The 23102-nt window shown below is 66.4% G+C and carries 18 protein-coding genes; 9 read left to right on the forward strand and 9 right to left on the reverse strand.

From position 1 onward, the window contains the following. Positions 1-112: 112 nt before the first annotated feature. From ACAH01_RS05565 to ACAH01_RS05575, 3 genes are all read right to left on the reverse strand, one after another. On the reverse strand, positions 113-1057 hold the full coding sequence (locus ACAH01_RS05565; RefSeq protein WP_372480507.1) for a phosphotransferase family protein: 945 nt from the start codon (positions 1055-1057) through the stop codon (positions 113-115). Continuing rightward, positions 1054-1725 carry an HAD family hydrolase gene (locus ACAH01_RS05570; RefSeq protein ID WP_372480508.1) on the reverse strand — a complete coding sequence of 224 codons (672 nt, stop codon included), beginning with the start codon at positions 1723-1725 and terminating at the stop codon, positions 1054-1056. Before ACAH01_RS05570 ends, ACAH01_RS05565 begins: the two co-directional genes overlap by 4 nt. 207 nt (positions 1726-1932) lie before the next feature. Then, positions 1933-2655 (reverse strand): phosphoglycerol geranylgeranyltransferase, encoded by a 723-nt coding sequence (locus ACAH01_RS05575; RefSeq protein ID WP_170095015.1) that lies wholly within the window; start codon positions 2653-2655, stop codon positions 1933-1935. 416 nt (positions 2656-3071) lie between these two features. Between ACAH01_RS05575 and ACAH01_RS05580 the strand changes: the two genes are divergently transcribed. The 3 genes from ACAH01_RS05580 (at position 3072) to ACAH01_RS05590 (ending at position 6516) form a co-directional block, all read left to right on the forward strand. Beyond that, positions 3072-4664 (forward strand): AAA family ATPase, encoded by a 1593-nt coding sequence (locus ACAH01_RS05580; RefSeq protein WP_372480509.1) that lies wholly within the window; start codon positions 3072-3074, stop codon positions 4662-4664. Then, a complete protein-coding gene (locus ACAH01_RS05585) occupies positions 4657-6000 on the forward strand; it encodes a hypothetical protein (protein ID WP_372480510.1) in 1344 nt (447 codons plus the stop codon). Before ACAH01_RS05580 ends, ACAH01_RS05585 begins: the two co-directional genes overlap by 8 nt. 87 nt (positions 6001-6087) lie before the next feature. After that, positions 6088-6516: a Rieske (2Fe-2S) protein gene (locus ACAH01_RS05590; protein WP_372480793.1), complete on the forward strand. Its 429-nt coding sequence runs from the start codon at positions 6088-6090 to the stop codon at positions 6514-6516. 216 nt (positions 6517-6732) lie between these two features. On the opposite strand, the gene ACAH01_RS05595 is transcribed toward ACAH01_RS05590, so the two are convergent. Together ACAH01_RS05595 and ACAH01_RS05600 are read right to left on the reverse strand one after the other, a co-directional pair. Continuing rightward, the gene (locus ACAH01_RS05595) at positions 6733-9222 is read right to left on the reverse strand and encodes a DNA topoisomerase I (protein WP_372480511.1); all 2490 of its coding nucleotides are present in this window, start codon (positions 9220-9222) and stop codon (positions 6733-6735) included. Positions 9223-9425: 203 nt separating this feature from the next. Then, positions 9426-10796 (reverse strand): UDP-N-acetyl glucosamine 2-epimerase, encoded by a 1371-nt coding sequence (locus ACAH01_RS05600; RefSeq protein WP_372480512.1) that lies wholly within the window; start codon positions 10794-10796, stop codon positions 9426-9428. Between the two features lie 94 nt (positions 10797-10890). Between ACAH01_RS05600 and ACAH01_RS05605 the strand changes: the two genes are divergently transcribed. Next, positions 10891-11430 (forward strand): hypothetical protein, encoded by a 540-nt coding sequence (locus ACAH01_RS05605; RefSeq protein ID WP_372480513.1) that lies wholly within the window; start codon positions 10891-10893, stop codon positions 11428-11430. Positions 11431-11437: 7 nt separating this feature from the next. Here ACAH01_RS05605 and ACAH01_RS05610 read toward each other — a convergent pair whose 3' ends face one another. The 3 genes from ACAH01_RS05610 to gatB form a co-directional block, all read right to left on the reverse strand. Then, positions 11438-11944 (reverse strand): dihydrofolate reductase, encoded by a 507-nt coding sequence (locus ACAH01_RS05610; RefSeq protein ID WP_372480514.1) that lies wholly within the window; start codon positions 11942-11944, stop codon positions 11438-11440. Next, positions 11944-12948: a thymidylate synthase gene (gene thyA, locus ACAH01_RS05615; RefSeq protein WP_372480515.1), complete on the reverse strand. Its 1005-nt coding sequence runs from the start codon at positions 12946-12948 to the stop codon at positions 11944-11946. The genes ACAH01_RS05610 and thyA overlap by 1 nt, the downstream gene beginning before the upstream one ends. Before the next feature lie 262 nt (positions 12949-13210). After that, the gene (gene gatB / locus ACAH01_RS05620; RefSeq protein WP_372480516.1) at positions 13211-14725 is read right to left on the reverse strand and encodes an Asp-tRNA(Asn)/Glu-tRNA(Gln) amidotransferase subunit GatB; all 1515 of its coding nucleotides are present in this window, start codon (positions 14723-14725) and stop codon (positions 13211-13213) included. 161 nt (positions 14726-14886) lie between these two features. Between gatB and ACAH01_RS05625 the strand changes: the two genes are divergently transcribed. The 4 genes from ACAH01_RS05625 (at position 14887) to ACAH01_RS05640 (ending at position 20765) form a co-directional block, all read left to right on the forward strand. Further along, positions 14887-15765 (forward strand): hypothetical protein, encoded by an 879-nt coding sequence (locus tag ACAH01_RS05625; protein WP_372480517.1) that lies wholly within the window; start codon positions 14887-14889, stop codon positions 15763-15765. A gap of 70 nt (positions 15766-15835) precedes the next feature. Next, positions 15836-16150 (forward strand): bZIP transcription factor, encoded by a 315-nt coding sequence (locus ACAH01_RS05630; RefSeq protein WP_170095006.1) that lies wholly within the window; start codon positions 15836-15838, stop codon positions 16148-16150. A 21-nt stretch (positions 16151-16171) separates the two neighbouring features. After that, positions 16172-19750 (forward strand): chromosome segregation protein SMC, encoded by a 3579-nt coding sequence (gene smc, locus ACAH01_RS05635; RefSeq protein WP_372480518.1) that lies wholly within the window; start codon positions 16172-16174, stop codon positions 19748-19750. Further along, a complete protein-coding gene (locus ACAH01_RS05640) occupies positions 19743-20765 on the forward strand; it encodes a segregation/condensation protein A (protein ID WP_372480519.1) in 1023 nt (340 codons plus the stop codon). Before smc ends, ACAH01_RS05640 begins: the two co-directional genes overlap by 8 nt. 354 nt (positions 20766-21119) lie before the next feature. Here the strand turns inward: ACAH01_RS05640 and ACAH01_RS05645 are convergent, their stop codons facing one another. Further along, a complete protein-coding gene (locus ACAH01_RS05645) occupies positions 21120-22070 on the reverse strand; it encodes an AEC family transporter (protein ID WP_372480520.1) in 951 nt (316 codons plus the stop codon). A 114-nt stretch (positions 22071-22184) separates the two neighbouring features. Between ACAH01_RS05645 and ACAH01_RS05650 the strand changes: the two genes are divergently transcribed. Further along, positions 22185-23087: a PhzF family phenazine biosynthesis protein gene (locus tag ACAH01_RS05650; protein ID WP_372480521.1), complete on the forward strand. Its 903-nt coding sequence runs from the start codon at positions 22185-22187 to the stop codon at positions 23085-23087. Positions 23088-23102 lie beyond the last annotated feature (15 nt).

The raw sequence follows: 23102 nt of genomic DNA on the forward strand, positions 1-23102 counted from the left end.
TCGCGAGCGCGGCGGCTTGAGCGTTCTGGGTTTCGGGCTCTCGACTGCTATCTGTCCGACGCTCGCGACTCGGAACGGCGTCGACCGCGCCACGGCGGTGTCGCTCGTCGATCTACTCGTCGAGCCACTCGTCGAACCACTCGCGGTGGACGGCGACGGCCGCTGTTCCCGTCAACTCGGGGTATCGAGGTCGCGTGACGGTGCCGTTCGAGTCGACGGCCGAAGCGGCGATCGCTGCGACTCGATCGGCCACCGACACGTCGGGCAGCGGCCGCACGGCGGCGTACCCCTCGCGGAACGCGCTCCTGAGCGGGGTCGGGTCGTCGACGTACCACGCCGCCACGAGGTGTTCGACCTTCGCGACCGCGAGAGCCGGATCGGCGGCCAGCGGGTCGGCCCAGTCCAGCACCGCAGCGAGATCGCCGTCTGCGAGGATCGCGTTGCCCGGTCTGAGATCCCAGGGGAAGAGACGCGGCTGGACGGCGCGCTCCGGGCGACTCGCGACTGCGGCCTCGATCGCGGGCCGGCGGTCGTCGAAGGCCGAGGGGAGCGCCTCGACGGCGTCGCTCGCGTACTCCTCGAAGAAGGTCGCGCCGTCCGGACCCGTGGCCGCGAGCGTCCCCGACGCCCCGACCTCGACGGGGCCGGCGGCGTCGAACGCGAACGCGTCGTGAAGTTCGCCGAGACAGCGGCCGAACCGACGGGCGAGGTGCTCGCGGGTCGCACGCGAGCAGGCCACGAACGACTCGTGGAGGTCTCGGCCGGAGACGTGCTCCGTGACGAGATACCCTCGGTCGCCGATGCGCCCCCGGCCGAGGAGTCGCGCCACCGGGACCGTCGTCTGGTCGTAGACCGCGGCCAGCAGCGTCGCCTCCGTGTGTGCGCCGCTCGGCGTCGCGGTCAGCTGGACGACCACGTCCGGTCGGTCGGGGTACCTGACGATCGTGGTGTCCTTGTGGTTCCCCTGGGGCGGTGTCTCGGCCCCAGCCGGCGCTCGCGTCTGGAGGACGCGGTCGAGGATCCGCTGGACGGGCACGTCGGGCGCGATCCGGGTCATACGACCCCGTCCAGATCGGCCGGTCCGTCGAAGACGTGCTCGGGACGGTACTGGCCGGGATCGCGCTCGTGCTGGGGACACCAGGCCGCCAGGAGCCCCGCGCCGTGTGCGCCAGCCACGTCGTTTTCCAGTGAGTCACCCACGTACAGCGTCGTCTCCGGCGGCGTCTCGATCGCTCGACAGACCCTCGCGAACGGCTCGGGGTGGGGCTTCCGTCGCTCCATGTCGCCCGCGTAGACGACGGCGTCGACGCGCTCGTCGAGCCCGAGCGTCCGGACCTTGGGCCGCTGTCGCCGTGCCGGCCCGTTGGTCATCACCGCGACCGGACCGTGTTCGCGCGCCGCCGCCAGCGCCGCCTCGGCCCCCGCCCGGTAGGCGACGGCGCTGTAGTTGACGGCGTCGATCAGGCCCGCCGCGAGCGCGTCGGCCGGCACCCCCCGACGGCCGTGCTGTGCCCCGACACGGCGAAACCCCGCCGCCAGCGACGACTGCTCGTCTTCGGGGTCGGGCTCTGGCGGGCCGTCGAGAGCGGCCCACAGCTCGCCGGGCGAGCCGAACGGCTCCACGTCGGTCGCCGCGAACGCGGCCTCGTAGAGGGACTCCTCCGGCTGTGTCCCCTCGCAGAGCGTCCCGTCGAGATCGAACACGACGGCCGCGGGCGTCGTCATGGCACGCCGTTCGCGCCGGACGAACAAAAGCGCACGTGGCCGTGGCGTAACTCTCGTCGCTGCGGAGCCGACAGTGTTCAGTGGCACCGTACCTCGTGCGGTACGCGTCGAACCGTCGGAAAACCACAGTCGGACGGCGGTCGTCGCTGGCGGCGGGTGTCGCCACGCGGAAGGGCTCCCGGCGACCACGCCGTCGGTCGGCGGGACCTACTCGCCCGGCGGCGTGGCCGCCGTGGCGTCGCGCGCGCCCTCGACGGTCTCTCTGACGGCGTCGACGCCCTCGTCGTGGACCAGGTCGCCGACGACGATCGTGTCGGCGTGGGTCGCCATCTGACGGGCCGAGTCGTAGTCGTGGATGCCGCCGCCGTAGAACAGCGTCGCGTCGTCGAGGATCTCGTCCGCGGCGGCCACCTTCTCGGGATCGCCCAGCATCCCCGAGTACTCGACGTAGACGATCTCCTGGCCCAGGAGGTGCTCTGCGGCCTCCGCGTAGGCCGCGACCTCGTCGGCGTCGAGATCGCAGTTCGCCTGCGTGTAGCTGGCGACGGAGGCCTCGGGGTTCATCACGATGTAGGCCTCCGTGAACGTGCGCGACCAGTCGATGTCGTCGTCGATGCGGATCCACTCCTTGTGCGCGCCGGTGATCCAGGTCACGTCGCCGGCGTTCATCACGACCGGGATGAGGTAGCCGTCGTGACGGTTGCTGTGGACGACCGACGCGGGATTCGACGGCTCGATGTAGACGGGAATGTCGTGTGCCCCACACGCCTCGACGACGCGGGCCATCTTCTCTTCGGTCATGCCGGTCGTGCCGCCGATCTCGATTGCGTCCGTTCCGGTCGCGGCCACGTCCTCGAAGGTCTCGCCCGCGACCAGGCTCTTGTCTGGGTCGATCTTGACGATGTGGTCCCAGTCCGCCCACGTGCTCATACGTGCACAGAGTCAACCGTGGCCGTATAACCGCTTCGGAAGTCGGTACGCCTGATTACTGTTGCCGATCGTCTCTCGGAGACTACCGTCGTGATCGAATCGCCTCAGTCTGGTCCGAAAACGCGCTCGCACTGCCGTTCGGCCTGCCGGTACACGTCGTCGAGAGAGTCCACTGTCGACCGACTGATTCGATCTGCCCGCCACTCACGGCCACAGCCTGTGAGACAATGACAGAAGACTTTCCAACACGTACTCTCTGCTTTCACCCCGTACCAGATGCGCTCTCCGCAGTGGCGACAGTTCGCTGTGTCGTGTCGCTGGAGTTCCATACCACGGGTTCGATTCCTCCCGACTGATGAACTATCGGCCTGCCGCTTCCCCCTACTTATATTGGCACTCACTGACTGGGAGACAGCATGACGTACGACGGGCCGGGAGTGTTCAGGGCCCCGATTGCAAACAGCGCCGCACAGGAGAACTTCCAGCGGACTGTTCGTGACGGTATCACCGCAGAACGCATCGAGCAGTTCACCGATCGAACGCTCGATAACGATCCAGTACGGCTGTGGGGAACCAAACAGTCCATCGAGGGCACGTGGAACAACATCGAAGCGGGCGACTTCCTCCTGTTCTACCGTGACGGCACGTACGAATACGCCGCCGAAGTTCTCGGCACGGAACGAAACGAACAGTTGGCGAAAGATGTCTGGCCGAACTACGAGGAGGGGAGTCCCTGGCTCTGTGTCATCTATCTCGACGAGCCCGTCGAACTCGGCGTCGATTCGTCGGAAGTACACGGCCTAGCTGGCTACGACATCGACTACCCGATGGGATTCTCCCCGCTAAACGAGATGGGAATCGGCGGTCTCAGGGGGAAGTACGGATCGATCGAGTCCTTCGTCTACGGTGACCGAATGGGGGACGATAGCGCCGTAGAACAAACGGACTCCGACACAATCACTACCCGGATCGACGTAGATAGTCAGCCGGAATTCGAACTGCCAGATTCGATTCTCGACGGACTACACTTCCCATCAGGCGAGGACCACGAGGACCGAGTTACCGAACTTCTCGGAGAACTGGAGGATGCGTTGAACGCCGGAAAGCACATCATCCTCACTGGCCCACCTGGCACTGGCAAGACAGAAATTGCTCGCCGTGTCGCGGGACACCTCGCTGAAACAGAGACCGAGTTTTACACTGGCTACCAGACGACTACGGCCACAGCGGACTGGTCGACGTTCGAGACCGTCGGCGGCTACATGCCGAGCGAAGACGGTGGTGACGATCTCTCCTTTGAACCGGGACAGGTGTTGCACTGTTTCAAACGCGACGAGCAACAGCGCAACGACCTGCTCGTCATCGACGAGATCAACCGCTCGGACATCGACAAATCGTTCGGCCAACTCTTCACGCTGCTGTCGGGTCAGGGTATCTCTCTTCCGTTCACGAGGGAGGGGTCACAGATCGATATCCGGCCTGGCTCTGAAACCGAGAAGAGCGAGCTTCCTCCACACCAGTACCTGATGCCGGCGTCATGGCGGATCTTTGCGACGATGAACAGCTACGACAAAACGTCGTTGTACGAGATGTCGTACGCGTTCATGCGCCGGTTCGCGTTCGTCTATGTCGACGCTCCGACCGTTCCCGAGGACGACGACGCGCGTCGCCGACTTGTTCGAACGTATGCCGACGTTTGGGACCTCGATGTCGCGCCCGATCTCGTCGCTGCAATCGGAGATGTCTGGTTCGTCATGAACAACGCGGCGGACGAACGGAAGATCGGGCCGGCGATCGTCCGGGACATGCTCTCTCACGTACGAGAGACACCACCCGCTCAACGTGATCGTGTCGTTACTCAGGCCGTTCTCAGCTACGTCTTCCCGCAGTTAGAGGGTGTCAGAAAGCGTGAGGCTGTCATCGCTCGGCTCGCCGAACTTGACGCGATCGACTCGTCTCGACTTCGATCTGTTGCGAGTGACGTGTTGCAGGTGAGACCTGATGGATAGGGACGCTCTGCTTGAGCAACTGTCCGAAGACATCCTCGCGTACGTGATGCACGGGTCGTTTCCCGAGCGACACCTCGTCCAAGAGATTGCACCAGATGGGTTCGCAGACCGGTTCGACGACTACGAGACGCTCGTCCGACTTCACTTCGTCTTGAAGCCGGCAGTCGTCGACTTCGTGGAACGGCTACCAAAGCGGTTGCGAAGCATCAAAACACAGACTGAAAACGTCTCGACGACCACTCGCGGTGCCGTGGAAGGTCGGATCGACTGGGCGGGCACTGTGCGAGAGCGATACGCTCGAAATCCTCGTGACAGCTCGTTGTTCGTCTGTGAAAACCGGACCGAGAACTACGATATCGACGAGAACGTCGTTCTCAAACGACTGCTCGCGCTCGTCCACGAGACGCTGCAAGACTGCCAGCCGTACTTCGAACGAGAGTACGACTGGGTGACAGAGCGGTGGAAGGAGAGTACAGATCTGGTCGAAACGATGCGCGAAGTCGTCGAGCGAAACGTACACGTCCGTCGAATCCGCCGACCAGAAGTGTACGAGCCGACGGACCGAATGCTCCAGACGGCAGCCCAGTCTCGCAGCGAAATCTACCGTGAGGCTGCAACACTCCTCGAAGAGTACCAGCGGACACTCGCTGGCGAACCAGCGGCAATTACGAACCTTCTGTCTGACACGGCGATAACGCCTGACGACGACGAGACGCTGTTCGAACTGTTCGTTCTCTTCCGTTACATCGCAGCCGTAGAGCGTATGACGGACGAGAACTTCGAGCTACAGACCATCAAGTCTGGTTCACAGGAGGTCGCTCGCCTGTCGACGAACGGCGACGATATCGTCCTGTACCACGACAACTCCGCTCGTGACCGTGGTGTGTCGTTCGAATCGGACGTATCAGAGAAGCCGTCGGAGGCACTCTCACGGACAGAGCGGATCGAGCGGGAGGCACGAGCGGTTGCCGACAGCTACTTCCGAGACAGAACGTTCCGAAGTGCAACCGGCCGTCCGGACGTTATCGTACTGGAAGTCCAGTCGGGAAACTCGAAGGAGTATCTCATCACGGAAGTCAAACACTCGAAACGCCCCGAGACGATCCGACGAGGGATCTCAGAGACACTGGAGTATCTCGCCTTCCTTCGTCAGAATGGAACGCTCGTCCACGACGACGAGAGTATGTTCGGAAACGGATCGAACGGTGTCCTCGTGGTTCAGGACCTACCAGACGACGAGACAGCACCTATCGACGAGCAGCGCTCGATCAAGATTCTTCAGGCCTCCGAGGTCGACCAGAAGATCGAACATATTCTCAGAGATGTCCTCGACTGAGCTGGCCCCGGCGGCGTCGGTGCCAGTCGACGCCCTCCAGTGGTGGGCGATAGACACTTGCCCAACACCGACGAACGAAGCCCCGAGATGCTCGGAGCGAGCGAACTCACCACGGTCGCGGCGGTCCGCGAACAGCGGTCCTACGTCTGTACGGTGCGAGACAACTACGGCGAGCGCGACGAGGTGATCGTCGTGCCCTGCGAGGACGGCGACGCCGCGGTCAGGGCGTGGATCAACCGCTGTACGCACGAGGCCCAGCGCTTCGATACGGGTCGTGGCGTGGCGATGCGGGACGGGCAGATCATCTGCCCCAAGCACGGCTCCATGTTCGACGCCTGCTCGGGCGACTGCGACAACGGCGAGGCCGCGGGGACGACGCTGCCCGGCGTCGAGGTGGCCGTCGAGGACGGGACGGTCTACCTCGCCGACGAGGACTACACCTTCGTCCACGAGGGGACGATCGCGGACGACGACGGCGACGACGGGCCGAGTTCGACCTCCCACATCGGCTTCTAGGAGAGACGGTCGAACACAGCACCGCCAGTATTCGAGCGACGACGCAGGCCTCGAAAGCCCTCGCCCCGCTCGCGGTCGGTCCGTAGGATACCCTCGCTCCGGTCGGGTAGTGCCCACTGACCGACGATATAAACGCGACCGGACCTCGCCCTTTCAGTCAACCAGGGTGTGGTAGATTGCGCAGTCAGCAACAGGAAACCGAAACAGTGTAACAGGTCAGTCCGCCAGTTCGGCCTGCCAGTCCTCGATCTGGCTGGCCGACACGCCCTGGACGTTGGCGGCGATCTCGTCGGGTTCGACCGTCCGGAGGTCGGCGGGCTCGTCGATGCCGACGGCCGCGAGCTTCTCGGCGGTCGCGCCGCCGATGCCGTTCAGATCTTCGAGGTCGTCGATCGCGTTGCGGGCCTGGTACTCGGCGTAGTTGCAGATCGGACAGCCAAGTTCCCAGGGATCGTCGTCGTCCTCGTCGTCGACGATCGAGATCTCGGGCAGATCGTGTTCCTCACAGCGGTCCTCGCCGACCACGATGTCGCCGTTGCGCGGCAGCGGCAGCGAGTACTCGCAGTCGGGATAGCGCGTACAGCCCACGAGTCGCGAGCCAGATCGCAGGCGCTTGATCGCCAGTTCCCCGTCGTGGTCTGCCCCACACTCGGGACAGGCCCCGATCACTTCGTCGTCGGTCTCGTCGGCCTTCTCGGCCTCGCAGCGGGGACAGCCGTGGACGAAGGTGTCGCGACCCGCAAGCATCTTCACGTGGTCGAGGCCGTGGTCGTCACAGCGCTCGTCGAGGACCTGGGGCTCGCCGGTCGACGGCAGCGGGAGGGTGAAGCGACACTCGGGGAAGCCGTCACAGCCGACGAAGTACGACCCCTGCCGCGAGCGGCGCACGAGCAGGTCCTCGCCACACTCTGGACAGGGACCGAGCGTCTTGTCGGCTTTCAGCGACTCCTGGAGGTAGTCGCCGACCTCCTCGCGGGAGTCGGCCAGCTCCTCGAAGACGCGTTCGAGCATCTCGCGGGACTCTGTGGTGACCGCGTCCAGCGTGGCCTCGCCGCTTGCGATCGCGGACATGTCGGCCTCCATCTGGGCGGTCATCTCCTCGCTGACGATGCGGTCGGCGAACTCCTCGGCGGCCTCGACGACGGCCTCGGCCAGGGTCGTCGGCCGCGGCGGGTCGCCCTCGATGTACCCGCGGTCGTAGAGCTTCTCGATGGTGTTGTGGCGGGTGCTCTTCGTGCCCAGCCCGAACTCCTCCATCTTCTTGATGAGGCGGGACTGTCCGTAGCGACGCGGTGGCTGGGTCTGTTTGGCTTCGAGGGTCACGTCGCTCATGGTGAGCGTGTCGCCCTCGGAGACGGCTGGGACGACGTTCTCGCTGGCAGAGGAGTAGGGATAGACGGCGTGGTATCCGGGTTCGAGCAGGCGCTTGCCGTTGGCCTTCAGCGAGTGGCCGGCGGCCTCGGCGACGACACGGAGGTGGGCCCACTTCGCGGGCTCGGCGACCGTCGCGAAGAAGCGCCGGACGACGAGCTCGTAGATCTCCCACTCGTCGTCGTCCAGCTCGCCGCGCGGGGGGAGTTCCCCGGTCGGGTGGATCGGCGGGTGGTCGGTCGTCTCCTCGTCGCCCTCGGTTGGGGCGATCTCGTCCTGTTCGAGCAGCGACTCGGCGTCCTCGCCGAAGGCCCGACTGCCGACGAACTCGTCCAGCAGTTCGTCCGGCTCCAGGTCCTCGGGGTAGACGGTGTTGTCCGTCCGGGGGTAGGTCATGTAGCCGGCGGTGTACAGCTCCTCGGCGAGGCTCATCGCCCGCTGGGCCGAGTAGCCAAGCGACCCCGCGGCGGAGATGAAGGCGGTGGTGTTGAACGGCTCCGGGGGCGCGTCGGTGCGGGTCCGCTTGCGGACGGACGTGACCGTCGCGGCGTCGAGTGCGGCCAGATCCTCGTAGACGGAGTCGGCGGTCGCCTCGTCCCAGACGCGCTCGGCCTCGCTGCCGTCGTCGTCGTAGAAGTACTGGGCCTCGAAGGCGGCGTCGTCGCCCTGGAGATCGCCGAAGATCTCCCAGTAGTCCTCTGGATCGAACGCCTGGATCTCGCGCTCGCGGTCAACGATCAGCTTCAGGGTCGGGGACTGGACGCGGCCCACCGAGATGAAGTCGTCGCCGAGCTGTCGGGCCGACAGCGAGAGGAATCGGGTCAGCGCCGCGCCCCACACGAGGTCGATCACCTGTCGGGCCTCACCGGCGGCGGCGAGGTCGAAGTCGATCTCGTCGGGGTTGGCAAAGGCCTCCCGGACCTCGCGGTCGGTAATCGAGGAGAACCGCACGCGGTCGACGGGCACGTCGGTCTCCTCGCGGATCAGTTCGTACGCCTCCTTGCCGATCAGCTCCCCCTCGCGGTCGTAGTCCGTCGCGATCGTCGCCTCGTCGGCCCGGCGGGCCAGCTTGCGCAGGGTCGCGACAATGTTCTCCTGGGTCGCGGACTTGACCACGTCCGCCTCGACCAGCTCCGCCGGCTCGACGTCGCGCCAGTCGGCGTACTCCGGCGGGAAGTCCACGCCGACGACGTGGCCCGACAGCCCCATGCAGCGTTTGGTCCCCCAGCGGTAGACGTTGACGCCGTTCTCCCGCTCGGCGGTCGCAGCGCCGTCGCTGAGGATCTCTGCGATGCGGCGGGCGGCGTTCTCCTTTTCGGTGATGATCAGTTCCACGCGCCATCACCAGACCGTTCGATCATATCTCCGGGTACGGCCGACTGTGTTCTAAAGGCTTTCGCCAGAATCGGGGGATAGCGCGTGTGTGCGTACGGTTGCGGGCCCGTGGGCGTCCCTGTGCGTCGAGCGCGCGCCCGGACGCGAGTCTGCCCTCGAACGGAGCCGATCCGCGGACCGGCCTCGCGGCTTGCAGGCCGGTGTTACAGATACTCGAAGTCGGCGTCCCCGGTCTCGAAGCCCACGCGGTCGTGAGCCCAGTCGAAGGGCACGTCGTCGCGGCGGTCGTCGAGGAAGTCGACGATCTGTTCGGCGGGGTTCTCGCCGTAGATGGTCTCGCCGGACTGGATCCGCTCGCGCACGGCGTCGGTCTCGACGACGTACTCGACCATCTCGGTCATGGACTCGCCAGAGACCGGCGGGACGAGGAGGTTCGTCTCCGCGTCGAAGACCGTCTCGGGCCGGTCCGTGTTGAAGCGCGCGGTGAGACAGATCGTCTCGTCGATGACGTTGAGCTCTTCTTGCATGCTGCCGGAGTCGGTTAGCTCGGCCAGACACTGGCCCGACTGGAGGAACTCGTAGACGTGGGCGTGTTTCTTCCAGAGCCCGGTAAAGAGGAAGTTCTCGCGTTCCGCTTCGAGGTCCAGCAGGCGCTCGCGGTAGCCGTACGCTTCGAGGGCCTTCCTGGTCGCGGTGAGTTCGAGGAAGTTGACGTTGTAGCCGGCTTCGACGAGGCCGATCACGGCCTCGACGATGGCGCTGAACCGCTCGGGCAGGAGGTTCGCCCGGCGGTGGATGTCCACCCGGATCCAGTCGTCGCGCTCTTCCAGGACGGGGTAGATGTCGAAGATGCTCTCTTCGAGGTCGGCGTCGGTCTTCTGTGCGATGGCGTCGACGACGGAGTTGCCGACGACGGGGATCCGTTCACGCCCGTCGACCTCGGCGGGGTAGCCCTCGTTTTCGAGGTGGTCGCGGTTCAGCTCGACCGGTGCGAAGTGGTAGTGTGAGGCCGCCGAGCCGACGAAGGTGTCGTACTGCTCGGGGAAGGGTTCGGCGCGGTTGAGCGACCACTCGCCCTCCCACTGGGCCTCGACCGCTTCGGCGGGGTCGGCCTCGAAGTCGAAGTCCGGCGACATGCCGCGCAGCCCGGCCTCGTTGTGGGCGACCGCCTGGTTGGTAGCGAACTGCCAGGCCTGGGGGACGATGCCGGCGGCGTGGGTGTCGCCGTGGACCAGCGGCAGCACGGTCGTGTCCTCCCACTGTTCGAGTCGGTCGGCCAGCTCGCTGATGCGCTCGTGGACCTGTGCGGTCTTCTCCGAGAGCCCGCCGCGGATGCCCAGATCGACCGCGATCCGGTCTTCGAGGTCGTACTCCGCGAGCCCGTGACCGAGCACGTCGTCGTAGTGCTGGCCGGTGTGGAGGACGAAACAGGGCAGGCCCCGCTCGCGGGCGGCGTCGACGACCGGTGCCTGCTTGTAGAAGTCTGGCTTCGTCGCCGTGACGACCGCGAGGACGAACTCTCCGCGGTCCATCTGGCGGGCGAGCCGATCCTCGTAGACTGTCATCTCACTCATTGGTTCCCGATTCAGCGGGGGCCGTGGTGTAGGCTTCGGTCTCGGCCGGGGTTCGCTTCGACGGACTCATTTCGGGCGAGTGGCAACGTCGACTATGGACCGCTCGGTCAGGATCGCCCGCGCCGTCGCCGCCGGGCTCGTGTTCGTCACTGCCGCCTACCACCTCTGGTGGGGGTTCCCGCGAATGCTCGTCTACCTCCAGGGACTTGGCTCGCTCGCGAGCCGTGGCCTGATCCCCGATCCGCGCCCGTTTCTCTTCGTCGCCTTCGCGCTCGTGTTGCTGGCCGGCCCCTACCTCGTGACCCGCGAGTACCTCACCGTCCGCCGGGGCTATCTCGCCGGAGCCGGGCTGATGGTGCTTTCCTTCCTCGCCTGGATCGCCTGGCACCAGACCGGCCACGGTGCCTTCCTCACCGGCTTGCCGGCACCCGAGACCGGCGGCCACACCCACGGCGGCGTCCTCTACACGATCTACGACCACTACGTCACGACGCCGATCGAGGGCGTCATCAAGAGCGTCGAACTGCTCGCTGCCGGCCTGTTCGCCTGGCTCCTCCGGCGCGATCCCGCAGCGAGCGAGTCGACCGTCGACGACGAAGTGTCGGTCGTCGGCGACCGGACGACTCGCGAGTGAACGCTCGCTACTCCTCGCGGGCGTACTCGACGAACGAGAGGGAGTCCCGGTCGTCGCGGCTCGTCTCGGTCCAGCGGTCCCACTCGATCGCCGGGAAGTACGTGTCCCCGTCGTACGTCTCGTGGACCTCCGTGAGGACGAGTCGGCCCGCCCGCTCGCGGAACTGCTCGTAGACGGTCGCGCCGCCGACGACGTAGGCCACGTCGCTGCCGGTCTCGCGGGCCGCGTCGATCGCCGCCGTGATCGATCCCGCTCCGACAGCCCCCTCCGGGAACGAACGCCGCTGGCTCGTCAGGACGACGTTCGTCCGGCCGGGCAGTGGCTCGCCGAGGTCGGCGACGATCCCCTCGAAGGTCCGTCGCCCCATCACGACCGGGTGGCCCATCGTCGTCTCTTTGAAGTGTTTCAGGTCGGCGGGGTAGTGCCAGGGCAACTCGCCGTCGTTCCCGATGACGCCGTTCTCGGCGACGGCGGCCACGAGCACGATCTCGATGTCGGCTCTCTCGCTCGTCATCACTCGGCCACCGAGAAGGAGATCCCCGGCGCGGGATCGTAGTCGCGCAGTTCGAAGTCGTCGTAGGTCAGGTCGTCGAGGGGCTTGTCGGCGATCTCCATGGCCGGGCGCGCACGGGGCTCGCGAGCGCACTGTTCGAGCAGGCCGGGCACGTGGTCGTACCCCTCCTGTCCGTCGTCCTCGGCCGGTGCGGTCGATTCGAGCCACTCCCGGACCGCGCGGTACTCCTCGTCGGCCTCGACAGCCCGGAGTCGCTCCTGCAGCGCGTCGAGGTTGTCGCCGTACCACTCGCCGCGGGCACCGCTGCCACAGTAGACGTGGGCGTCGACGATCGTGTGACCGAACGACCCCAGTTCGAAGTCGGTCCGCTGGGCGACGGCCTGGGCCAGCAGCGAGTAGGCGGCGATGTTGAACGGCACGCCCAGCGCGATGTCGCCCGACCGCTGGGTCAGGTGGACGTTCAGGCGACCGCCCTGGACGTTGAACACGAACGTGTAGTGACAGGGCGGCAGCGTCGAGACCGTCGCGTTCGCCGGGTGCCAGGCGTTGACGACGAGCCGACGAGAGTGGGGGTTCGCTTCGAGCTGGTCCATCACGTACGCGAGCTGGTCGAACGTCCCGTCGTCGTTGACCCAGCGGTGGGCGTCGTCGGGCCAGCTCTCGCCGGGGAGCTGCGCGTCGTCGTCCGGAACCGGGTAGCGCCGCCAGAACCGACCGTAGGCGGTGTCGAGGTGGCCCTCCTCGTCGGCCCAGGCGTCCCAGATCCCGGTCTCCGCTCGCAGCTCTCGGATGTGCTCCTCGCCCGAGAGGTACCACAGCAGCTCGTGGATCAGCGAGTTCCACCGAAAGCCCGAGAGGTCCTTGGTCGTCAGGAGGGGGAACCCCTCGGCGAGATCGACTTCGTAGTGCTGGCTGAACGACGCGATCGTGTCGACGCCCGTTCGGTTGGGTTTGTAGGTGCCTCCGGAGAGCGTCGCATCGACGAGATCGAGATACTGTTGCATAGTGGTTGTTGTGTTCCTGTGGGGCTGCCTCTTAGTTTCTCTGGCGACACAGTCGTTCTGGTGTCCTCGATCCGACATCGGGGACACTGTCGGGGACGAGCAAATTACGCTTCCAGCTCTTCCCGCAACAGCTGGTTCACGACCACCTTTTTCCGCTTCGGGTCGCTCGCACCGCTCGCGACCACTCGCGCAAAAACGTGGGCGAAAAAGCGGCCGTTCGCATTCGAGGCCCGCCTTCGGCGCGCCTCGCAGCTCGCGGCCGTCATTCTGCCAGTTCCTCCCGCAGCAACTGGTTCACGTCGCCCGGATCGGCACTGCCGCCGGTCTTGCCCATGACCTGTCCGACGAGGAAGTTGATCGCGCCGTCGTCGCCGTCCTCGTAGTCGGCGACGGCCTCGGGGTTCTCTTCGATGGCGGCCGCGACGGCCTGCTGGACCTCGTCGCCGCTGGTCTTGCCCAGCCCCTCGCGGTCGACGATCTCGTCTGGGGCGTCGCCCTCGTCGAGCATCGTCCGGAGGACAGTCTCCTTGGCGTTCTTGGCCGTGATCTCGTCGTCGGCGACGAGTTCGACGAGGCGTTCGATCTCCTCGAAGCGGTCGTCGACGTCCGTGATCAGCATGTCGCGGTAGTTCAGTTCGCCAAGCAGTTCGTCTGCGACCCACGTCGCCGCCAGATCGGCGTCGAAGCGATCGGCGACGCCCTCGAAGAAGTCGGCGACCTGTTTCGTCGAGGTCAGCTTCGAGGCGGCCTCTTCGCTGAGGTCGTACTCCGAGACGAAGCGGTCCCGGCGGGCGTCGGGCAGCTCCGGAATGTCGATCTCCTCTTTCCAGTGGCTCACCCGCAGCGGCGGGAGATCGGCCTCGCGGAAGTAGCGGTAGTCTTTCTCCTCTTCCTTCGATCGCATCCCGACGGTGTTGCCGTGGGTCTCGTTGAAGTGGCGGGTCTCCTGGGCGACCTCGCGGCCCGACTGGACGAGCTTCTTCTGGCGGGAGGCCTCGAAGGCCAGCGCCGTCTCCGCGCCCTTGTGACTGGAGATGTTCTTGACCTCGGTGCGGTTGGCGTCGTCCAGCACGTCGTCGTCGATGCTCCCGTCGTCGTTCACCTCCTCGGCGTCGACCAGCGAGAGGTTCGCGTCGATGCGCAGGCTGCCGTCGCGGGTGGCGTCGAACACGCCCAGATATTCGAGGACCTCCTCCAGCTTTTCGAGGAAGGCCCGCACCTCGCCGGGATCGCGGAAGTCCGGCCGAGTAACGATCTCCATGAGCGGCGTGCCCGCGCGGTTGTAGTCGATCAGGGTGTAGTCCGCGCGGTCGATCCCGGTCGTCCGCGAGTCCAGCGGCCCGGTGCCCTCGCGGACGTGCTTGATCGAACCGGGGTCTTCTTCGAGGTGAGCCCGGCGGATGCCGACGGTGCGACTGTCGCCCTCGTGGGAGAATTCCAGCTGACCGTCCTGACAGATCGGCGAGTCGTACTGGGTGATCTGGAAGTTCTTCGGCAGGTCGGGGTAGTAGTAGTTCTTCCGGTGGAACGTCGTCTCTTCGGGGATCGAAGCGTCGATGGCCTTGCCGATCTTGACGGCAGATTCGACGGCCGCCTCGTTGAGCACCGGGAGCGCGCCGGGGAGCCCGAGACAGACGGGGCAGGTGTTGGTGTTTGGCTCCTCGCCGCCGTCGGTCGAACAGCCACAGAAGATCTTCGTCTCGGTCTCGAGCTGGACGTGCACCTCGAGCCCGATGACGGTCGCGAGCTCGCGCGATTCGGCAGCTTGCGCAGTCATTACCCGCGGTTCGGTGGCGCGCGGCTAAAGGCTAACGACCTCCGAGACGGTCCCCTCACTGACGGCCCCAAACGCTATGTCGATTCCCGACTGGGAGGGAAGTGGCCGTTCGTCGGCGACCACTCCGGGTGGCAAGCGCCGTCGCGATACACCAGGGAACCATGGACAGCACGTCACGGGACGACGGGGCACGGGCGGACAGCCAGCGCCGTGGCCGGCGCTCGGCTCCGAAGTCGGCTGTCGGCCGCCCACGTCACCGACGGACCAGAATCGGGCTGTCGGTCGTCGCGCTGGCGGTCGCGGCGACCGGCGTCGCGGGTGGCGTCGATCCGGCGCTGACGGCCCAGCCCGGGGGCGACTCCACCGCGTTGCTGGATTATTTCACGTTCATCCCTCAGGCGCTCGTGCTGTTGATCGCCGTCGGCCTCCGTCGCTACGTGCTCGCCGACACGGACGTGCCGTGGTGGCTCGACGGAGACGCGCTTCGAGGGCGAGCGAGCGCGCTGGTCCCACAGCCCGACTGGAGCGTCCGCGACGCCGTCTCCGGTTCGACAGCGAGCGACGACGAGGAAAGCGCTCACCACCGGGCCGGATCGAGCGACGACACCGACGAGCGCGCAGACGGCGACGCCAGCCCCTCGACCGGGAGCAAATTAGCGCAGAACAAGGGCTCCCAGCAGTCGTCTGAGACGCCCTCGCAGACACCGCCCCGCCAGAGCGCCACCGTTCCGGACCGGCTCGCGCTGGGCTACGGGAAGCAGCGCGTCGTCGTCGGCGACGGGGACACCGTCGACGAGAAGCTCCGGGCGATGCTGCGCGGGGCCGACGAAGCCGAGCACGCGAAGTGGATCGACGACGGCCAGCTCCGGTTCCACCGGGACGAGCACGGCTTCACGCTGATCGTCGGCGGTGACGGACTGACCCGGTGCAACGGCGAGCGACTCCGGCCGGGCGAGCGAACCCGGATCGGTCCCGGCGACGAGATCGACCTCTCCGGAGTCATGTCGCTCTCTGTCGAGGTCCCCCGGCGGCCCGACTGATCGGCGACCTGTCACGCTCGTTGTCAATGTCTGACGTAGGTATAAGTGGACAGACCGGCAGGTCCTGGGTATGTGCGGCAACCGTGTCGAGGAACTCGAAGCGCGCGTCAAAGAACTGGAAGCCTCCGTCGAAGGACTCACCGACGAACTCGTCGAGTGCAAGGTTCGACTGCGGGAACTGGAGAGCGCGGTCGACGAAGACATCGGCCTCGCGCCGAAGGCGACCGACGCCGACGACCAGACAGACGACGCCGCGCCGGAATCTGACACCGAAGCGACGAGTGAGACGATCGTAGCCGACAGTACTAAGCAAGCGGACGGTAAGGACGAACACAACCGAGAGGAAAGCGAGGCCGAGTCTGACTCCGACATCATCGTCGCGTAAGGCTGGGCCACGAGCGACCCCATGCACATCAAAGAGCTCGTCCTTGACAACTTCAAGAGTTTCGGCCGGAAGACACGGATCCCGTTCTACGAGGACTTTACCGTCGTTACCGGCCCCAACGGCTCGGGCAAGTCCAACATCATCGACTCGATTCTGTTCGCACTCGGACTGGCCCGCACCTCCGGCATCCGCGCCGAGAAACTGACGGATCTGATCTACAACCCCGGCCACGCCGACGAGGAGACCGACGGCAGCGGGGAGCGCGAGGCCAGCGTCGAGGTCATCCTCGCGAACGAGGACCGGACGCTCGACCGCTCGCAGGTGATCAACGCGGCCGGCACCGAGGACGTGGGCGACGTCGACGAGATCTCGATCAAGCGCCGCGTCAAGGAGACCGAAGACAACTACTACTCGTACTACTACATCAACGGCCGCTCGGTCAACCTCGGCGACATCCAGGACCTGCTGGCCCAGGCCGGCGTCGCGCCGGAGGGGTACAACGTCGTCATGCAGGGCGACGTGACCGAGATCATCAACATGACGGCCGGCTCGCGCCGGGAGATCATCGACGAGATCGCCGGCGTCGCTCAGTTCGACGAGCAGAAAGCCGACGCCTTCGAGGAACTGGAGGTCGTCCAGGAGCGAATCGACGAGGCCGAGCTCCGCATCGAAGAGAAACGAGAACGCCTCGACCAGCTGGCCGACGAACGCGAGACGGCCCTGCAGTACCAGGAACTCCGCGAGGAGAAAGCGGAGTACGAGGGGTATCGCAAGGCCGCAGAACTCGAAGACAAGCGCGAGGAGCGCGCGGAGATCAGCGACGAGATCGAGGCGCTGGAAGACGAACTCGCGGACCTCCAGCGCGAACTCGACGAACGCCAGGGCAAGGTCGTCCGTCTCGAAGACGAACTCCAGTCGCTCAACACCGAGATCGAGCGCAAGGGCGAGGACGAGCAGCTGGCGATCAAACGCGAGATCGAGGAGATCAAAGGCGACATCTCGCGGCTCGAAGACAGAGCCGCGACCGCCGAAGAGAAGGTCGAAGACGCCGAAAACGAGCGCCGGCAGGCGTTCGTCCAGATCGACCGCAAGCAAGAGACCATCGACGAGCTGGAGGGCGAGATCCGACAGACGAAAGTCGAGAAGTCGAACGTCAAAGCCGAGATCAACGAGCGCGAGGCCGAACTCGCGGACGTACAGGCGAAGATCGACGCGGTCGGCGAGGAGTTCGAAGAGGTCAAGTCGGAGCTAGAGGCCAAACGGACCGCGCTGGAAGCGGCCAAGTCGACGAAGAGCGACTACCAGCGCGAGCAGGATCGCCTGCTCGACGAAGCGCGCCGCCGGTCGAACCAGCAACGAGAGAAACGCGACGCGATCGAGGACGCGGAGGCCGAAGTCCCCGACCTCGAAGCCGAGATCGAGGACCTGGAGACGGAACTGGAGAAAGCCCAGAAGAACTCGGCGACGATCACCGAGGTCGTCGAGGACCTCACGGCGGAGAAACGCGAACTCCAGAGCGACGTCGACGAGCTGGAAGACGAGATCAGCGGGCTCCAGCAGGAGTACGCGAACCTCGAAGCGAAGGCCGGGCAGGACGGTGACTCCTCCTACGGCCGGGCGGTGACGACGATCCTGAACGCCGGCATGGACGGCGTCCACGGCACCGTCGGCCAGCTGGGCGGCGTCGATCCCGACTACGCGACCGCCTGCGAGACCGCCGCCGGTGGCCGGCTCGCACACGTCGTCGTCGACGACGACACGGTCGGGCAGCAGGGCATCGAGTACCTGAAGTCCCGCAACGCCGGCCGGGCGACCTTCCTGCCGATCACGGAGATGCACCAGCGGTCGCTGCCCAGCCTCCCTCAGCACGGCGGCGTCGTCGACTTCGCGTACAACCTCGTCGACTTCGATCCCGAGTACGCGGGCATCTTTTCCTACGTGCTGGGCGACACCGTCGTCGTCGCGGACATGGACACCGCCCGCGAGTTCATGGGCGAGTTCCGGATGGTCACGCTCGAAGGCGACCTCGTCGAGACCTCCGGCGCGATGACCGGTGGGTCCTCGTCGGGGACACGGTACTCCTTCTCCGGCGGCCAGGGCCAGCTCGAACGCGTCGCGGCGAAGATCAACGAGCTGGAAGACGAACGCCAGGAGCGCCGCGAGGAGCTTCGCGACGTGGAAGAGCGCCTCGACGACGCCCGCGACCGACAGACCGACGCGAACGATCAGGTCCGCGAGATCGAATCCGAGATCGAGCGCAAGCGGGCGGCCATCGAGGACGCCCACGAGCGCGTCGAGCGCCTGGAGGCGGAACTGGCGGAGATCGAGGCCGAACGCGAGGACGTCTCCGACGAGATGGACGTACTGGAGGGGAAGATCGCCCGCCAGAACGAGGCCATCGCCATCGTCGAGGCGGACATCGAGGAGCTGGAGGCGGAGGTCGCCGACTCCCAGCTGCCGACGCTCACCGACGAGGCCGACCAGATCAAACAGGCGATCGACGAACTGGAGAGCCGAGAGAGCGACCTCGACGCCGACCTCAACGAGCTCCAACTGGAGAAACAGTACGCCGAGGACAACATCGAGGAGCTCCACGAGGACATCGAAGCCGCACAGAACCGCAAAGCCGAGGCCGAGGAACGGATCGCCGAACTCGAAGCCGAGATCGAAGAGAAACGCTCCCAGAAAGCCGCCAAAGAGGACGAGGTCGCGGAGCTGGAGGCCGAGCTGGCGGACCTCAAAAGCGAGCGCGAGGAACTCCGCGAGGAGCTACAGGACGCCAAAGAGCGGCGCGACGAACAGCAGTCGAAGGTCACCGAACTCGAACGCGACCTCGACGACGCCACCGAGGAGCGCGAGCGCCTCGACTGGGAGATCGACGAACTCGAAGCCGAGGTCGGCGACTACGACCCGGACGAGATTCCGGACCACCACGTCGTCGAATCCCAGATCGGGCGGCTCGAATCCCGGATGGAGGAACTGGAGCCGGTCAACATGCGCGCGATCGACGAGTACGACGCCGTCGAGGCGGAACTGGACGAGCTGGAAGACAAGAAAGAGACGCTCGTCGAGGAGGCCGACGGCATCCGCGACCGGATCGAGACCTACGAGCAGCGCAAGAAGGCGACGTTCATGGACGCGTTCGACGAGATCAACGAGCAGTTCGAGGACATCTTCGAACGGCTCTCGAACGGAACGGGGCACCTCCACCTCGAAGACGAGGCCGATCCCTTCGAGGGCGGCCTGACGATGAAGGCCCAGCCCGGCGACAAGCCGATCCAGCGGCTCAACGCCATGTCCGGGGGCGAGAAGTCCCTGACGGCGCTGGCCTTCATCTTCGCGATCCAGCGCCACAACCCCGCGCCGTTCTACGCGCTGGACGAGGTCGACGCCTTCCTCGACGCCGCCAACGCCGAACTGGTCGGCGAGATGGTCGACGAACTCGCCGGTGACGCCCAGTTCGTCGTCGTCTCCCACCGCTCGGCGCTGCTGGACCGCTCCGAGCGAGCCATCGGCGTGACGATGCAAGACGACAACGTGAGCGCGGTGACCGGGATCGACCTCACCGGGGAGATCGGGGAGGTGCCCGCCGATGACTAGCGAGTCGCCCGAGGACCAGCGGGACGAGGGGGACTCGAATACGCGAACGGGGAGCGAAGCGACCCGTGAGCAGAGCGACGACGGCGACGACATCCCGCTGAACATCGCCGGGCACGACGATCGGACACCGCCGAGCGAGGCCGATCCGGACGACCCCTTCGGAGCGGCAGGCGACGACTCGGACGGCGAGTCGGAGACGGTCGAAGCCGACGAGGCCGACGACGAAGACGACGAGGAAGAAGTCGAGCCCGTCGAGGTGCTGGTCCAGCTCGCCGACGCCGGAGAGATCGACCCGTGGGACATCGACGTGGTGCGGGTGACCGACAAGTTCCTCGAAGTGATCGACGAGGCGGACTTGCGGACCTCCGGGCGGGCGCTGTTCTACGCGTCGGTGCTGATTCGCATGAAGAGCGACGCGATGCTGAACGACGAGGACGAGGAAGCACCGCCGGCCGAGCCCTGGGAAGCGGCGATGGCCGGCGACGATCCCATCGACGAGCCGGACCCCTTCGCCTCGCTGGAACAGGAGATGGACCGGCGACTGGAGCGCCGTCGGGCACGGGGGATGCCCCAGACGCTGGACGAACTGGTGCGAGACCTCCGGGAGGCCGAGCGCGATTCGTGGTGGAAGGAATCACGCAGCTACGACACGAGCGACTCGCCGTCGGGGTTCCGCCGCGGGACCCAGGAACTGGACTACCGCGGGGCCGAGGACGTGCGGATGGACGACGAGCCGACCGCCGACGAGGTGACGGCAAACACCCACGGCGAGGACATCGACGCGATCGTCGACGAGGTGTACGAGGCCGTGCGCGAGCAGTACGACGCCGGCCGCGAGGAGGTCCTGTTTCGGGAGGTCCACCAGATCGGCGGCTCTCGGGTCGAGACGTTCCTGGGGCTGCTCTTTCTCTCTCACCGCGGGCAGGTCCGTCTCCAGCAAGACGAACTGTTCGGGGACCTCTGGATTCAGGACCCCAACGCCGTGACCGGCTCCGAAGAGGCACTGGCCGACTAGCGGGAGCCGGCGTGTCGATGCCGCTGGTCGACTGATTCTTGCCAGCACCGCGGCTCGCGACGGTGAACTGGCAGCGGTGCTGGCGGCGTGAGAAGTGTTAAATACCTATATTGTGTAAGTCATTAACACACATGACGCCGACGAAACTCCGCGAACGCCTCCGAGAGCGCGAGGATCGCATCGACACCGAGCAGTTCCTCGACGCGCTCACCTACGTCCGCGACGACGGCCGGCACTGATCCAGCGGCGGGCCGTCGACGCCCGCTCCAGTGGCGACTCCGTCCACTCGTCACTACTGCCGTCGTTTTTCCGTCGATAGTTCGCGGCCACCAGATCGACGACGCTCGATCTCGGTCAGACGATCGCCCCGGACTGGAGGACGGCCACCAGCAGCGTGACCGTCGCGACGCTGCCAAGCGTCGTCACGAGCACGGACGTGCTGACGAACTGACCGGCCGACAGGCCGTCGTTCTCGCCGCTGAACGCGCCGACGAGGATGACGGGGGTCACCGCCGTCGGCGCGGCGGTGAGCAGGACGAACGTCCGCGCGACGACGGGATCGCGAAAGCCGACCGCGAGTGCGATCCCGACCCCGACGAGGGGCGCGACGGCGAGTTTCGCCACGCTGGCGACGCCGACCCGCCGCACGGTCTCGTCGACGCTGACGTTCGACAGGCGGATCCCGAGGATGAGCAGCATGACTGGGATCGAAGCGTTGCCCAGCATCTCGATGGTCTGCATCGCGGCGCTGGACTCGGGCGGCACGACCCCGAGCCACCGGGCCGCCAGCGTCCCGACGACGGCGTAGACCAGCGGGATCGAGAAGACGCGCTTCATGCTGCTCAGCGGGTTCCCGTCGTCGCCACGAGCGGCGATGTAGACGCCGACGGTGTACAGCAGGACGCCCTGCAGCGCCGTGACGAGAATCGCGGTGCTGCGACCGGTCGGACCGAACGCAAACTCCGAGAGCGGGATGCCGAAGTTGCCGACGTTGGGGAAGGCGACGACGAGAACGAACGCGCCAAGCAGCGGCTCGGTCTGTCCCTGGAGTCGGCCGACGGACTCGGCGAGGGCGATCATCGCCGCGGAGAAGGCGGTGACGGCGACGACGACGCGCAGGAGCGTCGCGGCGGGGAAGGGAGTGGTCGCGAAGCTGTAGACGACGAGTGCCGGCGCGAGCACGTAGACGGTGACCGTGTTGAGCGCGCCCGGCTCCACGTCCCGAAACCGACCCAGCAGGTAGCCAGCACCGGCGACGGCGACGACCGGCAGGATCGCCGTCGCGAAAATCGAGAGCAACGACACGGTCGGGGGTCTGTCCAGCAGGGACACAACGCTGTCGGTCTCGTCGCTGACGGTGTCGGGCTGGCGGGCCCGTCGACCACCAAGCCTTACTGCCGGCGGCGAGTCTGAGCGGGCATGGACACGCGACAGGCGCTGCTCGTCGACGCCTTCACCGACGAGCCGATGGCGGGCAATCCGGCGGGCGTCGTGCCGGACGCGGACGGACTGGACGACGAGCAGTTCGGCAAGATCGCTTCGGAGCTGGGTGCCAGCGAGACGGCTTTCGTGCTCCCGGACGACGAGGCGGATCGGCGGCTGCGTTACTTCACGCCCGAGTGCGAGGTCGACCTCTGTGGGCACGCGACCGTCGCCGCCCACGCGCTCCTCTACGAGGACGACCGGCTCGACGCCGGGACCCACACGCTGGCGACGGCCGCGGGCACGTTCGAGATCGAGATCGACGACGACGGCACCGTCTGGATGGAACAGGCGACCGCCACGGTGAGACCCGTCGACGTGGCCGACGAGGACGTGGCCGACGCTCTGGGAATCGACGTGGCGACGCTGCGGGACGTGGGTGCGGACTTCCCGCTCTCGGTCGCTTCGAGTGGCCTCCCCTTCCTCGTCGTGCCGGTGAACTACTTCGAACACCTGCGGGACGCCCAGCCGGACATGGCGGCGATCGAGTCGCTCTGTGAATCCGTCGGTGCCGAGGGGCTGTACGCCTTCACCTTCGACACGCTGGACGGCGACGCGACGATCCACGCACGGGCGTTCGTCCCGCTGGCCGGCGTTCCGGAGGACCCCGTCACTGGCACCGCCGCCGGGGCGGCGTGTGCCTATCTGCGCCGGCACAACGCGCTGGACGGCGAGCGCGAGGAGATCGTCGTCGAACAGGGCCACTTCCTCGACCGCCCCGGCCGCGTCCGCGTCGTGACCGACGGCCACGACGTGCGTGTCGGCGGGCAGGCGGTGACGACACTCGACGGAGAGCTGACCGTCCCCGACAGCGAGGACGACGACATCATCGAAGCCTAGAGCGCGGTCGGCCGA

The organism is Halomicrobium sp. HM KBTZ05, assembly GCF_041530035.1.
In the GTDB taxonomy this organism is placed as follows: Archaea; Halobacteriota; Halobacteria; order Halobacteriales; family Haloarculaceae; genus Halomicrobium.

What these genes read in the sequence shown, in the direction of transcription:
- ACAH01_RS05565 (WP_372480507.1), bottom strand. Translation starts at nt 1,057, where the DNA reads ATGACCCGGATCGCGCCCGACGTGCCCGTCCAGCGGATCCTCGACCGC.
- ACAH01_RS05570 (WP_372480508.1), bottom strand. Translation starts at nt 1,725, where the DNA reads ATGACGACGCCCGCGGCCGTCGTGTTCGATCTCGACGGGACGCTCTGC.
- ACAH01_RS05575 (WP_170095015.1), bottom strand. Translation starts at nt 2,655, where the DNA reads ATGAGCACGTGGGCGGACTGGGACCACATCGTCAAGATCGACCCAGAC.
- ACAH01_RS05580 (WP_372480509.1), top strand. Translation starts at nt 3,072, where the DNA reads ATGACGTACGACGGGCCGGGAGTGTTCAGGGCCCCGATTGCAAACAGC.
- ACAH01_RS05585 (WP_372480510.1), top strand. Translation starts at nt 4,657, where the DNA reads ATGGATAGGGACGCTCTGCTTGAGCAACTGTCCGAAGACATCCTCGCG.
- ACAH01_RS05590 (WP_372480793.1), top strand. Translation starts at nt 6,088, where the DNA reads ATGCTCGGAGCGAGCGAACTCACCACGGTCGCGGCGGTCCGCGAACAG.
- ACAH01_RS05600 (WP_372480512.1), bottom strand. Translation starts at nt 10,796, where the DNA reads ATGAGTGAGATGACAGTCTACGAGGATCGGCTCGCCCGCCAGATGGAC.
- ACAH01_RS05605 (WP_372480513.1), top strand. Translation starts at nt 10,891, where the DNA reads ATGGACCGCTCGGTCAGGATCGCCCGCGCCGTCGCCGCCGGGCTCGTG.
- ACAH01_RS05610 (WP_372480514.1), bottom strand. Translation starts at nt 11,944, where the DNA reads ATGACGAGCGAGAGAGCCGACATCGAGATCGTGCTCGTGGCCGCCGTC.
- thyA (WP_372480515.1), bottom strand. Translation starts at nt 12,948, where the DNA reads ATGCAACAGTATCTCGATCTCGTCGATGCGACGCTCTCCGGAGGCACC.
- gatB (WP_372480516.1), bottom strand. Translation starts at nt 14,725, where the DNA reads ATGACTGCGCAAGCTGCCGAATCGCGCGAGCTCGCGACCGTCATCGGG.
- ACAH01_RS05625 (WP_372480517.1), top strand. Translation starts at nt 14,887, where the DNA reads ATGGACAGCACGTCACGGGACGACGGGGCACGGGCGGACAGCCAGCGC.
- ACAH01_RS05630 (WP_170095006.1), top strand. Translation starts at nt 15,836, where the DNA reads ATGTGCGGCAACCGTGTCGAGGAACTCGAAGCGCGCGTCAAAGAACTG.
- smc (WP_372480518.1), top strand. Translation starts at nt 16,172, where the DNA reads ATGCACATCAAAGAGCTCGTCCTTGACAACTTCAAGAGTTTCGGCCGG.
- ACAH01_RS05640 (WP_372480519.1), top strand. Translation starts at nt 19,743, where the DNA reads ATGACTAGCGAGTCGCCCGAGGACCAGCGGGACGAGGGGGACTCGAAT.
- ACAH01_RS05650 (WP_372480521.1), top strand. Translation starts at nt 22,185, where the DNA reads ATGGACACGCGACAGGCGCTGCTCGTCGACGCCTTCACCGACGAGCCG.